12 protein-coding genes are annotated in these 13,567 nt (G+C 72.5%); 4 read left to right on the forward strand and 8 right to left on the reverse strand.

Going from position 1 to position 13,567, the window contains the following annotated elements; genetic code table 11:
- The first annotated feature begins 261 nt into the window (after positions 1 to 261).
- The 3 genes from AB0761_RS16055 (at position 262) to AB0761_RS16065 (ending at position 2,009) form a co-directional block, all read left to right on the forward strand.
- Positions 262 to 804, forward strand: coding sequence for a YwqJ-related putative deaminase (locus AB0761_RS16055; protein ID WP_377269701.1), 543 nt, complete (start codon positions 262 to 264; stop codon positions 802 to 804).
- 127 nt (positions 805 to 931) lie between these two features.
- Positions 932 to 1,348 (forward strand): SUKH-3 domain-containing protein, encoded by a 417-nt coding sequence (locus AB0761_RS16060; protein WP_377274144.1) that lies wholly within the window; start codon positions 932 to 934, stop codon positions 1,346 to 1,348.
- Between the two features lie 124 nt (positions 1,349 to 1,472).
- On the forward strand, positions 1,473 to 2,009 hold the full coding sequence (locus AB0761_RS16065) for a hypothetical protein (protein WP_377269702.1): 537 nt from the start codon (positions 1,473 to 1,475) through the stop codon (positions 2,007 to 2,009).
- 158 nt (positions 2,010 to 2,167) lie between these two features.
- On the opposite strand, the gene AB0761_RS16070 is transcribed toward AB0761_RS16065, so the two are convergent.
- Entirely contained in the window at positions 2,168 to 3,601 is a 1,434-nt protein-coding gene (locus AB0761_RS16070) for a sensor histidine kinase (RefSeq protein WP_377269703.1), read from the reverse strand.
- A 425-nt stretch (positions 3,602 to 4,026) separates the two neighbouring features.
- On the opposite strand from AB0761_RS16070, the gene ppc reads away from it, so the two are divergent.
- A complete protein-coding gene (ppc, locus tag AB0761_RS16075) occupies positions 4,027 to 6,762 on the forward strand; it encodes a phosphoenolpyruvate carboxylase (RefSeq protein WP_377274146.1) in 2,736 nt (911 codons plus the stop codon).
- Positions 6,763 to 6,851: 89 nt separating this feature from the next.
- On the opposite strand, the gene AB0761_RS16080 is transcribed toward ppc, so the two are convergent.
- The 7 genes from AB0761_RS16080 to AB0761_RS16110 all read right to left on the reverse strand — a co-directional run bounded on the left by AB0761_RS16080 (position 6,852) and on the right by AB0761_RS16110 (position 13,562).
- Positions 6,852 to 8,021, reverse strand: a complete 1,170-nt coding sequence (locus tag AB0761_RS16080; protein WP_377269704.1) for a hypothetical protein — start codon at positions 8,019 to 8,021, stop codon at positions 6,852 to 6,854.
- 236 nt (positions 8,022 to 8,257) lie between these two features.
- Positions 8,258 to 9,352 carry an LPXTG cell wall anchor domain-containing protein gene (locus AB0761_RS16085; RefSeq protein ID WP_377269705.1) on the reverse strand — a complete coding sequence of 365 codons (1,095 nt, stop codon included), beginning with the start codon at positions 9,350 to 9,352 and terminating at the stop codon, positions 8,258 to 8,260.
- 221 nt (positions 9,353 to 9,573) lie between these two features.
- Complete coding sequence (locus tag AB0761_RS16090; RefSeq protein ID WP_377269707.1) at positions 9,574 to 9,855, reverse strand: hypothetical protein; 282 nt, start codon at positions 9,853 to 9,855, stop codon at positions 9,574 to 9,576.
- A 312-nt stretch (positions 9,856 to 10,167) separates the two neighbouring features.
- Complete coding sequence (locus AB0761_RS16095; RefSeq protein WP_377269708.1) at positions 10,168 to 10,779, reverse strand: hypothetical protein; 612 nt, start codon at positions 10,777 to 10,779, stop codon at positions 10,168 to 10,170.
- Between the two features lie 189 nt (positions 10,780 to 10,968).
- Entirely contained in the window at positions 10,969 to 11,556 is a 588-nt protein-coding gene (gene pth / locus AB0761_RS16100) for an aminoacyl-tRNA hydrolase (RefSeq protein ID WP_377269709.1), read from the reverse strand.
- 139 nt (positions 11,557 to 11,695) lie between these two features.
- Entirely contained in the window at positions 11,696 to 12,304 is a 609-nt protein-coding gene (locus AB0761_RS16105; RefSeq protein ID WP_377269710.1) for a 50S ribosomal protein L25/general stress protein Ctc, read from the reverse strand.
- A 280-nt stretch (positions 12,305 to 12,584) separates the two neighbouring features.
- Positions 12,585 to 13,562: a ribose-phosphate diphosphokinase gene (locus tag AB0761_RS16110; RefSeq protein WP_377269711.1), complete on the reverse strand. Its 978-nt coding sequence runs from the start codon at positions 13,560 to 13,562 to the stop codon at positions 12,585 to 12,587.
- Positions 13,563 to 13,567 lie beyond the last annotated feature (5 nt).

Consider the following 13,567-nt stretch of genomic DNA (forward strand, 5'->3'; position numbering starts at 1 on the left):
CCGAATGCGGAAACCTCGCCAGCATCCTGTGGAAATGGTGTGACGATCAGACTGGCGCGCACCGCCCATCCAGCGCGCGCCCCCAAGTGCGCCCCCCGCATACCGTCAAACGCCCCCAGCTGACCGGCAAAAGGGGACACACCACAGCGAAACGCCCCGCCGAATCGACCCCGGATTAGTGATCACTGACGGCATTTGGCAGTCTGACCTCTGCACTTCGCCGACACCGCTCGGCCCTGCGGAGGAACGGGAGGAGAGACGTTGGCCATCGGAGACCGAATACCGGCCCCCACCGCGCCGCCGCTCGCCGCCCCCGCGGGCCCCCCGGACGGCCCCGCCGCGGCGGCCGGTGCGCATGCCCCCGCGCCGCAGCTCCGCCACGACCGGGACAGCCTGCTGCCTGTGGTGGCGGCCGCCCTGTCGGTACGCGGCGACACCCACACCCACCCCGGGTACAAGGACGACCCGCCGCCCCAACTGCACCCGCTGGTGGCCGAGTTCCTCACCGGGCTGCCGCTGGAGAGCCGCGAGCGGTTCACCGGCCGCTGCCCCGAGGCGCTGCTGCTGTCGCAGTATCTGGCCGGCGTGGAGGCCAACCGCTCCAAGCGCGCGGCCCGCAAGCCGCTCGGCATGTCCGAGGCCCGAAAGGCGCTCAAGGGTGCCAAGCTGACGACGGTACGGATCCGCGAGGAGGGCGACCCGGCGCACGGCACGCACCAGCCGCCCTGCCGCTCCTGCGCACCGATGCTCGAACACTTCGGCATCCGAAGTGTCGCCGTCGCCCCGTCGGCCGACACCGGCTGAACCACCGTGCGGCCGCGCCGCACCACGCCCTGTCCGCTGACCGAGGAGCCCCCTGCTGAACGCGCGTTTCCCCGCCGAGGTCGCCGCCACCCTCAAACACGCGGGCTGGCACCCCGGCCGCTGGCAGATCCGTCAGGCCGAGGCATGGGCCGACACGCTCGCCGCACACGACTCCCCCGACGGGCACCGCCACAGTGTCTTCCCCGCCGCCGTGGAGGCCTGGGCCGAGTTCGGCGGCATCGGCATCGACCTGGCCGGCGCCGGCGAGAACCAGGCCCGCACCCCGTTCATCATCGACCCGCTGCGAGGGCTCCACCAGCCCCGCACCCTCGCCGACCTCGGACGCGCCCTGGACAGCCCGGTCGCCCCGCTCGGCGAGGAGAACGGCGGCCTGGGGCTGCTGGCGATCGACGCCCTCGGCCGGGTCTACAGCCTCGACCACAGCGGCGAGTGGTACCTCGGCCAGAATGTCGACCATGCGGTGACCACTCTGGTCATGGGCACCGCACCGGAGCGGCTGCGCACCGCGGCGCATCCCCTCTGAGCTGTACGGGATCCCCCCGGCCCGGCCGTCCGACAGGCCGGGCCGGTGAACCGCGCGCCGCCTCCCGGCGTACCCCCCGGCGGACAGCACCGGCCCCGCAGCAACCGCCCCGGGAGGCACCCCCATGAACCGTCCGACCGCTTCGCGCCGCATGCCCGCCGTGCACCCGCGGGCCGCAGCCGGTGCAGTCGTCGCCGTGACCGTCCTGCTGAGCTCGGCCGTCGCCTGCACCGCCAGCAACCATGTGGGCAGCGCCAGCAAGGCCAACCCGGGCGCCGTGCAGAACGCCTCCGGCCAGCAGTGGCCGGCCGGTATGCAGACCATGCAGGGCGTCCCCAACGTCCCCGCCGGGCAGGCCGCAGGGCAGAGCCAGGCGGCGGGCAGGGCCCCGGTGGCGCTGAGCGGCTTCGGCGCCGCCACCGGCTGCACCGCCGCGGCGCCCCCCGCCGGCCAGCAGATCAAGCAGACCACCTGCACCACCCGGCAGGGCTCCCGCTTCGCGGTCACCACCTTCGCCAGCCAGAACGACCAGCAGCAGTGGCTGCAGGCCACCCTCGGCGGCGGCAGCTTCCTGGTCGGCGACCGCTGGGCGGTCGGCGCGGACGGCGCCACCCTGCAGGCGCTCCAGCAGACGGTCGGCGGCACGATCTCCACCGCCTGAGGACCCACCGCCCGGTCCCCCGCCCCCAGGGCCCCAAAGCCCCACCGTCCGACCCGGCGGCACGCGCCGCCGCACCGGCCGAAGGAGCGGGGCGGGGCCCGCGCACGCGGTCCCCGCCACTGCCCGGCCCGGCTGCTCAACCGGGCCGGGCAGCCGACTCAGGCCGACTCGGCCCGTTCCCCCAACAGCGGCACGGCCTGCACCGCCAGCCGCGACGGCAGCACCGCCTCCACACGGAACCCGCCGCCCTCGGCCTCGCCCGCGGCGAAGGTGCCGCCCAGCGCCGCGACCCGCTCCCGCATCCCCAGCAGCCCGTTGCCACTGCCCGGCAGCGGCGGCTCGCCGTCCGGTCGCGGCCGCTCCCCCGGACAGGCGTTGGCCACCGTGACCCGCACTCCGTTGGGCACATAGGCCACCGTCACCAGGGTCTCCGCCCCCCGCGCGTGCTTGTGCGCATTGGTCAGCGCCTCCTGCACCACGCGGTACACGGTGTGCTCCGCCTGCGCCGAGAACGCCCGCCTCGCCCCGCTGACCTGGAGCCGCACCGGCAGCCCGGCCGAGCGGGACTGCTCCACCAGGCGGACCAGATCCGCCAGCCCCGGCCCGGCCGCCGCCTCGGCACCGGCCGGCGACACCTGCGGCGGCACCAGGGCCCCGCCGTTCCGGACCGCCGCGGCCCCCGGCTCCCCCTCGGACATCCGCAGCACGCCGAGGATCTGCCGCAGCTCGTCCAGCGCCTGCCGCCCCACCTCGCCCAGCAGCCGGGCACTCTCCGTCGCCCGCTCCGGGTCCTTGGCGACGATCCGCTCCAGCGCCGCCGCATGGACCACCATCAGACTCACCCGGTGCGCCACCACGTCGTGCATCTCCCGGGCGATCCGGGTGCGCTCCTCCATCCGGGCCCGCCGCGCCCGTTCCTGCGCCTGCTCCGCGAGCAGCCCCAGCTCCGCCTCCAGGCCCTCCGCCCGGTCCCGCAGCGACTCCACCAACCGCCGCCGCGCCCCCACATACAGGCCCAGCACCAGCGGCGGCACCGTCAGCCCGACCGAGACCAGCACCGCCAGGAAGCCCAGCAGCCAGCGCGGCGGCACCTGCCCGTCGGCGCCCGCATCGCCGAGGAAGGCCACCAGCACCATCCCCAGCGTCTCCACGAAGACCAGCGCGGAGAGCGCGGTCACCGTCGCCCGCCGGGCCCGCCAGTCCCGGCAGGCCGCCAGCGTGTACAGCGACACCACCAGCAGCACCACGCCGACCATGCCGGGAACGAACACCAGCGCCGCCACCACCGGCACCACCGGCCACCGCCGCCGCACCACCAGGGTCGCGCCGGCGAGCGCCCCCAGGACGAAGGCCACCACCGGCAGCACGCCGTGCCAGTGCATCCGCCCGGCGACAAACGCCGCCGCGCCGGTCCCGCACTCCACCGCCGCCGCGGCGGCCACCAGCACGTCCAGCGCCATACTGCGCCGCCGTGCCCACCACCATGGGCCGGTACGCGCCCGCGACCGCCCGCCCTCGAAACGCCCCGCGGCCGGTGGTGCCGGTACCGGCACCTCACCCCGCTCTGCGTCCTCCCCCGTCGACATGCTCATGGGCTCCAGCGTAGGCGTCCCCGCCGGCCGGCTCGCCTCCCGTACCGCAACCCGCCCCGCCCGCACCCCGACCGCCCCGGCGGCCCGGCGCGCCGTGTCCGCCATGCGGCCTCCTCGGGCTGCCCGGCGACCCGGCGACCTATGCTGGGTCGCGTCGGACAGCGCGGTCCGCACCGGCTGCGGCGGAGCACTCCGCCCCGGCCTGCACCTCCGGACTCGGCCGAGGACCCCGCGCCGGGCAGGCGCCGCCCACCAGGGCGGGCCTGCCGCCCTCCGCGGAGACCACGGCCGTGCCCACACCGTCCCGTAGCCGTAACCGTGAGCAAAGGGAGCCCGCCGTGACCGCACCGGTCCCCACCCCGGCCGACCGCCCCGCGGCAGAGCACGACACCGCCGACGAAACCGCACTCGCCGCCAACGCCGCGCTGCGCGCCGACATCCGCCGCCTCGGCGACCTGCTGGGTGAGACCCTGGTCCGCCAGGAGGGCCAGGAACTGCTGGACCTGGTCGAGGAGGTCCGCCGCCTCACCCGTACCGACGGCAAGGCCGCCGCCCAGCTGCTGGAGCAGACCGATCTGGACACCGCGGCCAAGCTGGTCCGCGCCTTCTCCACCTACTTCCAGCTCGCCAATGTCACCGAGCAGGTGCACCGCGGCCGTGAGCTGTCGGTCCAGCGCACCCGCGAGGGTTCCACCATCTCCCGCACCGCGGACCGCCTCGCCGGGACCGACCCGCAGCACCTCGCGGACACCCTCGCCCATCTCGCCGTACGCCCGGTCTTCACCGCGCACCCCACCGAGGCCGCCCGCCGCAGCGTCCTCAACAAGCTGCGCCGTATCGCCGAGCTGCTGGACAAGATCCACCGCCAGCACACCGTCTCCGGCCTCGCCGAGGCCGACCCGGCCCGCCACAGCTCCGCCCGCCGCCAGGCCGACCGGCGCCTCGCCGAGGTCATCGACCTGCTGTGGCAGACCGACGAGCTGCGGATCGCCCGCCCCGAGCCGGCCGACGAGGCCCGCAACGCCGTGTACTACCTGGACGAGCTCTACCGCCAGGCGGTCCCCGAGGTCCTGGAGGAGCTCCACGAGGAGCTGGCCAGGGTCGGCGTCACGGTCCCCGAGGGCGTACGACCGCTCACCTTCGGCACCTGGATCGGCGGCGACCGCGACGGCAACCCCAACGTCACCCCGGCCGTCACCCGCGACGTCCTGATCCTCCAGCACGAGTACGGGATCAAGGACGCCCTGGAGACCGTCGACGACCTGCGGGCCACCCTCTCCACCTCGGTCCGTCTGGCGGGCGCCTCCACCGAGCTGCTCGACTCCCTCGCCGCCGACCTGGAGGCGCTCCCCGAGCTCAGCCCCCGCTACAAGCGGATGAACGCCGAGGAGCCCTACCGGCTGAAGGCCACCTGCGTCCGGGAGAAGCTGCTCAACACCCGCAAGCGGCTCGCCGCCGGCACCGCCCACCAGCCCGGCCGCGACTATCTGGGCACCGGTGAGCTGGTCGCCGACCTCAAGCTGATCCAGGAGTCGCTCCGCTCCCACCGCGGCGGACTGATCGCCGACGGCCGCCTGGCCCGCGCCGTGCGCACCGTCGAGGCGTTCGGCCTGCAGCTGGCCACCATGGACGTCCGCGAGCACGCCGACGCCCACCACCACGCCCTAGGCCAGCTCTTCGACCGGCTCGGCGAGGAGGCCTGGCGGTACGAGGACATGCCGCGCGACTACCGGCAGAAGCTGCTCGCCCGCGAGCTGAAGTCCCGCCGCCCGCTCGCCCCCACCCCGGCGCCGCTGGACGCCGCCGGCCAGAAGACCCTCGGTGTCTTCCAGACCATCCGCGAGGGCTTCGAGCGGTTCGGCGACGAGATCGTGGAGAGCTACATCATCTCCATGTGCCAGGGCGCCGACGACGTCTTCGCCGCGGCCGTCCTGGCCCGCGAGGCCGGGCTGATCGACCTGCACGCCGGGGTCGCCCGCATCGGCATCGTGCCGCTGCTGGAGACCACCGACGAGCTCCAGCAGGCCGACCGCATCCTCGACGAGATGCTCTCCGACCCCTCCTACCGGCTGCTGGTGTCGCTGCGCGGCGATGTCCAGGAGGTCATGCTCGGCTACTCCGACTCCTCCAAGTTCGGCGGCATCACCACCTCCCAGTGGGAGATCCACCGCGCCCAGCGCCGGCTGCGCGACGTCGCCAAGCGGTACGGCATCCGGCTGCGCCTCTTCCACGGCCGCGGCGGCACCGTCGGCCGCGGCGGCGGCCCCTCCCACGAGGCGATCCTCGCCCAGCCCTGGGGCACCCTGGACGGCGAGATCAAGGTCACCGAGCAGGGCGAGGTGATCTCCGACAAGTACCTGATCCCCTCCCTCGCCCGGGAGAACCTGGAACTCACCGTCGCCGCCACCCTGCAGGCCTCCGCGCTGCACACCGCACCGCGCCAGTCGGCCGAGGAGCTCGCCCGCTGGGACGCCTGCATGGACACCGTCTCCGGGGCCTCCCACACCGCCTACCGCAAGCTGGTCGAGGACCCGGACCTGCCGAAGTACTTCTTCGCCTCCACCCCGGTCGACCAGCTGGCCTCCCTCCACCTGGGCTCCCGCCCGTCCCGCCGCCCCGACTCCGGCGCCGGTCTGGACGGCCTGCGGGCCATCCCCTGGGTCTTCGGCTGGACGCAGTCCCGGCAGATCGTCCCCGGCTGGTTCGGCGTCGGCTCCGGCCTCGCCGCCGCCCGCGACGCCGGTCTGGGCGACGTCCTGGACGAGATGCACGGCGAGTGGCACTTCTTCCGCAACTTCCTGTCCAACGTCGCCATGACGCTGGCCAAGACCGATCTGCGGATCGCCCGCCACTATGTCGAGCAGCTGGTCCCGGACGAGCTGCGGCATGTCTTCACCGCCATCGAGGCCGAGCACCACCTCACCCTCAAGGAGGTGCTGCGCCTCACCGGTGAGAACGAGCTGCTGGACCACAACCCGGTGCTCAAGCAGACCTTCAACGTCCGCGACGCCTACCTGGACCCGATCTCCTACCTCCAGGTGGCGCTGCTGCGCCGGCAGCGGGAGGACGCCGCCCGCGGCGCCGAGGAGGACCCGCTGGTCTCCCGGGCGCTGCTGCTGACCGTCAACGGCATCGCGGCCGGTCTGCGCAACACCGGCTGACACCCCCGGCCGGAAACGGCGGAAGGCCCGCCCGCATCGCTGCTCGCGATGCGGACGGGCCTTCGCCGTGTACGGGTGGTGATCCGGCGTCAGTGGCGGGCCGTACGGCCGCGACGGACGAAGAACAGCACCGCGCCGCCGATCACGGCGAGCGCACCCGCGAGACCGGCCATCGTGCCGGTGCCGCTGCTGCCGGTGCTCGCCAGAGCGGCGCCACCGGTGGACGCGGCGGCGACAGCCGACGAGGCGGAGACCGCGGTCGGCGCGACCGAGCCGGACTGGCTGGGGACCGCCGACGCGGAGGCGCTGGGCGAGTCGGAGGCCGGGGCGCTGGTGGACGGGGTGCCACCAGTGGTGCCGCCGGTCGTGGTGTCACCGCCCGTGGTGGTGTCACCGCCGGTCGTGGTGTCGCCACCCGTCGTGGTGTCACCGCCGGTCGTGGTGTCACCGCCGGTCGTGGTGTCGCCACCCGTGGTGGTGTCACCGCCGGTCGTGGTGTCACCGCCGGTCGTGGTGTCGCCACCCGTGGTGGTGTCACCGCCGGTCGTGGTGTCGCCACCCGTGGTGGTGTCACCGCCGGTCGTGGTGTCGCCACCCGTGGTGGTGTCACCGCCGGTGGTGGTGCCGCCCACGGTGGTGCCCGGGGTCTGGGTGCAGTCCTTGGTGCCGCCGTTCCAGGACGAGATCAGCTGGTCCTTGATGACCGCGTGGTCCGGACCGTTGGGCAGGTCCCCGTGGTTGAGGCCGGGCTGACCGTCGTACTGGGTCTTGCCCTTGTAGAGGTCCACCTGGGCGAAGCAGCCGGCGTCCGGCACGATGACGTTCAGCGTGTCGGTCTTGAAGTTGGTGCCCTCGCCGACGCTGACCGAGTCGAAGTCGACGAAGGTCTGCAGACCGGAGGTCTCCCAGGTCGGACCGTGCGTCATGTACGAGGCCAGCGAGACGGTGCAGGTGCCCCAGTCCGCCTTGACCTTGATGTGGACCTTGCCGTCCGCGGTCGGCTTCAGGGTCTGGTCGTCCACCTTGACCGTGGAGGACCAGGTGTTGCCGTCGTCCAGCGAGAACTGGCAGGCGTCGCCGTCGCTGTGGTTGCCCGGGTGCGGGTGCAGATTGACGGGGTGGTTGCCCCAGTTGTCGCCGCCCTGGCCGGTACCGTGCGCACAGGCGAGCGCGGGTGCGGCGCCCGCCACAGTGAGCGCGACCGCAGCGGCGCCGACGCTCAGCAGGCGCGTCGGGCTGACGCGGAGTGATATGGACACACGTTCCCCTTATATGAGTTTGCGGACCCTGGGCGGGCGGTAAGCGCGGGCGGAGCGGCGCATCGGCGGCGTAGGCCGGGGCTCGACAGCATCACGCGGTCACACGGGACCCAGGTGCATCACGAATCGTTCACGTTTTCAGAGACACTTGTCAATGGGTACGACCAACGGGTAAGGGTTCCGTCCGCGCCGAAAAGCGGCGCGGACGGAACTCCTGTGACGATACGTCAGTTCAGTCAGTGACGAGCAGCCTTGCCCCGACGGGCGAAGAACAGCACCGCACCGCCGAGCACCGCGAGCCCGCCCGCGATGGCGGCCATCATGCCAGTACCGCTGCTGCCGGTCTCAGCCAGGTCCCCGTTCGCGGCAACGGCCGAGGCAGTGGAGCTGCCGGTCGGTGTGGCGGTGGGCGTCACATCGGGGCCGCCGGGGACAGGGGTGCTGGTGGCCGGCGGCGTCTGCACCGGAGCGGTGGCGACCGGCGGCGGGGTGGAGTCGGACGGAGCCGCGCTCTCACCCGGGGCCGAGGAGGTCGGCGCGGGAGAGGTGGTGTCCGGCGCGGGCGAAGTCGCGTCCGGTGCAGAGGTGTCCGGGGCCGGCGAGGTCTCGTCCGGAGCAGAGGTGTCCGGCGCCGGCGAAGTCTCATCCGGAGCGGACGTGTCCGGCGCGGGCGAAGTCGCGTCCGGCGCAGAAGTGCCCGGGGCCGGCGAGGTCTCATCCGGTGCAGAGGTGTCCGGGGCCGGCGAGGTCGGCTGCTCGTCGGAGCAGTCCACCTTGAAGACCTTGTGCTTGGCCTCGCGATAGTCGCCCGGGTCGTTGCCGTTGTCTCCCTGGACCACCCAGTACAGCTTGTAGTGGCCGTCGGGCAGCCGCATGTCATCGGTGACGACATGCCCGGAGGTGTCGGTCTGGATCAGACCCTCGGCCGCGTCCCGGCCGGTGGGGCTCGGGTCGTCCTCGATCCACCAGATGACGTTCTGGCCGTTGTCGAAGCCGAAGGCGTCGAGGTAGAAGGTGCAGACCTTCGGCTGGTTCCGCTCGTCGTACTCGTCGCCGGTCACGGCGTCATGGATCTTGACGGTCCCGTTGTTCCCGGCGGGGCCGCCGTTGCCGTTGCCCCCGTTGCCGTTGCTCCCGCCGTTCCCGTTCCCGCCGTTGCCGTTGTTGCCTCCGTTGCCGTTGTTGCCTCCGTTGGCGTTGTTCCCGCCGTTGCCGTTGCCGCCGTTGCCGCCATGCCCCTTGTCGGTGGCATGGGCGACGGGCGCAAGGAAGAGAGCGGCGGCGGTCGGCACGGCAAGGACCGCCGACAGGAGGGCAGGACGTCTACGCATATGAACGACCCCAAGAATCGGCATGAGAGAGCCGCTGCATCCGGCGTGAGGGCCTGAGGCCGCTCCGTCACCGTCGAGCCGAGCGGCTGGATCGTCTGAGAATCTGTCGTGCCTCGAGACGCCAATCAAGTCGCACGGAAACCAAAGTGACCGCATATCCACAGTTGCTCCACAATTGTGAAGGACAACGATTCGGTCACTCCGGCCTCAGGACCTCCAGGTCAGCCGGCCTGCTCCTCGCGGCGCCGCACCGCCCACAGCGCACCTCCGCCGGCGGCCACCAGCAGGCCCGCATAGACGACCAGCAGACCCGTGCCCCGGCTGCCGGTGTCCGCCAGCAGCGGCGCCATCGGCGCAGAGGCCGGGGCAACACTCGGCCTCGGGCCGGGCGCCGCACCCGCCGAGTCGGCCCACGCCGCGCCCGCGCCACTCAGGACGGCCGTCGTGGTGAGCGCCGCAGCACCGAGAAGCTGCGCCGCACGGTTGCGCCCCGACTTGGACACACGCACCCCTTTGAATCCGGTGACACGGGGCGCGGACAGCGTGATCAGGCGGCATCCGGCAGCGGCAGACCCGAGCGGGCGGCTCTGAGCACGCCCGGCCCAGGAACATCACCATCGTCATCAGGCCCATGCGCGAAATCAATTCGCCGCAGACACGGCAAATCCGCCAGACCGGGCCCCCAAAGCCACCCCAACCAACCGAAGCCGGACGCCACCCCCCGCGCGGCCGTCCGATAACACTTCGGCGACGTCGCTCACATCCCCTGCACGATCAAGGGCCGTGCAGTACCGCACAACTGATTGTTCATCAGCTCAGCTGACGGAGTTCAGCACAAAGGCACCGGACAGCAGCGCCACCCCCAGCACCGCCCCGACCCACGCCGTACGCCGCATCCGCAGCGCCACACCCAGCACCACGGACGCCAGCAGCAGCGCCCCGCCGAAGGGGATCCAGCCGTGCAGCACACCCGCCCAGCCGGTGCGCACCGCATCCGAGGTGTCCGGCCGGATCGCCACCGCGAGCCGCTCCCCCGCCTTGCCCCCGTCCCGCGCGGCGGAGCGGCTGATGGTCACCACTCGCGAGGCGCCGTCCGTGCCCGTCGGCACAAAGGTCCCCCGGCACACCGAAGGGTCACAGGAGTCCACGGTCAGCGTGCCGCGCTCCCGGCCGCCGAGCACCGCGTCCTGGCTGCTGTGCCAGCTCCCCCACGCGGCCGCTCCCAGCAGCACCAGCACCGCCCCCCAGACCAGCAGCAGGCGCAGCAGCAGGGCCATCCCCACCATCCGCTCGCCCGCCCGGCGTATGCCGCTGCGCCGCCCCTTGAAGCGCGGGGAGGCGGCCACCCGCTGGCCGGCCGGGGTCGCCGCCGTTCTGGCCACCACGCGGGCCGCCACAGCCTTTCGATCGGCCGTCTTCGCCACCATGCGCACTCCCGAGGACTCGACACGAAAGGACCAGATGCCGACAGCCCCCGCCCTCCGGCTCCACGGCGCCGCACGCTACCGCTGGGAGACCCCCGTGCACCAGTGCCGATGCCTCCTGGTGCCCCGCGGGCGACCGCGGGATCCCCCGGGCCCGCACCCGGCTCCTCAGGAGTTGCCTCAGGAGTTGCCTCAGGAGTTGTACGACTGCTGGGCGCGCTCCAGGCCCTCGCTGATCAATGCCTCGACCGCATCGGCCGCCCGGTCGACGAACCAGTCCAGCTCCTTGCGCTCCGCCGCCGAGAAGTCCTTGAGCACAAAGTCCGCCACCTGCATCCGGCCCGGTGGGCGGCCCACCCCGAACCGCACCCGGTGGTAGTCCGGCCCCAGTGACTTGGTGATCGACTTCAGCCCGTTGTGGCCGTTGTCGCCGCCGCCGAGCTTCAGCCGCAGCACACCGAAGTCGATGTCCAGTTCGTCGTGCACCACCACCAGCGCGGACGCGGGCGCCTTGTAGAAGTCCCGCAGCGCGGTCACCGGACCGCCCGAGAGGTTCATGTAGGACATCGGCTTGGCCAGCACCACCCGCTGACCCGACAGCCGGCCCTCCAACGCCTGGTTGCGGCTCTTGTGCGCCTTGAACCGGCCGCCGACCCTCTCGGCGAGCAGGTCCGCCACCATCCAGCCCACGTTGTGCCGGTTGCGCGCGTACTGGTCGCCCGGATTCCCCAGGCCCACCACCAGCCACGGACCCGTGTACCCGTCGCCACCGCTGCTCATCGTCTGCTCCGCTCCCGACATCGAAGACCGCCCTCGGACCATCATCGCCGCACCCTGCCACCCCGTCCGGACGCACCGCTGCCCCGGCCCGCCGAAGCGGGCCGGGGCAGCGGTGGACAGCGCAGTCCGCGGCCCTGGATCAGGCCTCGGCGCCCTCGGCGGTGGCGGCGGTCTCCTCGCCCTCCTCCGCCTCCTCGGCGACGGCCTCGACCTGGGCGGCGACGACGTGGAGCACCACGGCGTCCTCGTCCACGGCCAGGGTGGTGCCCTTGGGGAGCACGATGTCCTTGGCGTGGATGGAGGAGCCGGCCTCCAGGCCCTCGACGGAGACGGTGACGTTCTCCGGCAGGTGGGTGGCCTCGGCCTCGACCGGCAGAGCGTTCAGCACGTGCTCCAGCAGGTTGCCGCCGGGGGCCAGCTCGCCCTCGGTCAGCACCGGGATCTCCACGGTGACCTTCTCGCCGCGCTTCACCAGGAGCAGGTCGACGTGCTCCAGGTTGCCCTTGATCGGGTCACGCTGCACGGCCTTCGGCAGCACGAACTCGTTCTTGCCCTCGATCGGCAGGGAGATCAGCACGTTCGGGGTCTTCAGGGCCATCATCAGGTCGTGGCCCGGCAGGTTCAGGTGGACCGGCGCCTGGCCGTGGCCATAGACGACACCGGGGACCAGGCCGGCGCGACGGGCGCGGCGGGCAGCACCCTTGCCGAACTCGGTACGGGGCTCAGCGGCAAGACGGACCTCGGACACGACAGCACTCCTCGTGGCATACGCGGGGTGCGGACGGAACAACAGAAAGCCGCCGGGACCACACCCTCGGAAATTCGGGGCAGATCACTCGGCGGCAGCACGTACGGATATCGCAAACCGCAGCGCGTCGATCACGGAAGCAAAGCCCTCGCGAGCCGTACGGCTTCCCTCGCCGAGCAACCCCACGAGTCTACCCGCCAGCCGCTCCACCACGAAATCGACCCGCCGCCGGCGGATGCCGGCGGCGGGTCGACCCAGCGGGAGGTGCCGGCGGGAGGTGTCAGTGCACGCCCTCGAAGAGGCTGGTCACCGAACCGTCCTCGAAGACCTCGCGGATCGCCGCGGCGATCGAGGGCGCGATGGACAGCGTCGTCACCTTGTCCAGCTCCAGCGAGGCCGGAGTCGGCAGGGTGTTGGTGAACACGAACTCGCTCACCCGGGAGTTCTTCAGCCGGTCCGCCGCCGGACCCGACAGCACACCGTGGGTGGCGGCCACGATCACATCGGCCGCGCCGTTGTCGAACAGTGCGTCCGCCGCCGCGCAGATGGTGCCCGCCGTGTCGATCATGTCGTCGACCAGCACACACACCCGGCCGCGCACATCACCGACCACCTCGGCCGACATCACCTTGTTGGCCACGTTGGGGTCGCGCCGCTTGTGGATGATCGCCAGCGGGGCGCCCAGCCGGTCCGACCACTGGTCCGCGACCCGCACCCGGCCCGCGTCCGGCGACACCACGGTGAGCCGCTCCGGCGCCACCCGGGTCGCCACGTAGTCCGCCAGCATCGGCAGCGCGAAGAGGTGGTCCACCGGGCCGTCGAAGAAGCCCTGGATCTGCGCGGTGTGCAGGTCCACCGCCATCAGCCGGTCCGCACCGGCCGTCCGCAGCAGATCGGCCACCAGCCGGGCCGAGATCGGCTCCCGGCCCAGGTGCTTCTTGTCCTGGCGCGCATATCCGTAGAAGGGCAGGATCGCCGTGATGCTCCGGGCGGAGGCCCGCTTCAGAGCATCGATCATGATCAGCTGCTCCATGATCCACTGGTTGATCGGCGCAGTGTGGCTCTGCATCACAAAGCAGTCCGCGCCACGCGCCGAATCCAGGAACCGGACGTAGATCTCCCCGTTGGCGAAGTCGAAGGCCTTGGTCGGGACCAGCTCGGTCCCCAACTGCTCGGCCACCTCGCTCGCCAGCTCCGGGTGGGCCCGGCCGGAGAAGAGTCGAAGGTTCTTCTCACCGGACGTGGTGATGCCGGTCACTGCAC

Origin of the sequence: Peterkaempfera podocarpi, from assembly GCF_042466665.1 — a bacterium.
GTDB classification, from domain to species: Bacteria; Actinomycetota; Actinomycetes; order Streptomycetales; family Streptomycetaceae; genus Peterkaempfera; species Peterkaempfera podocarpi.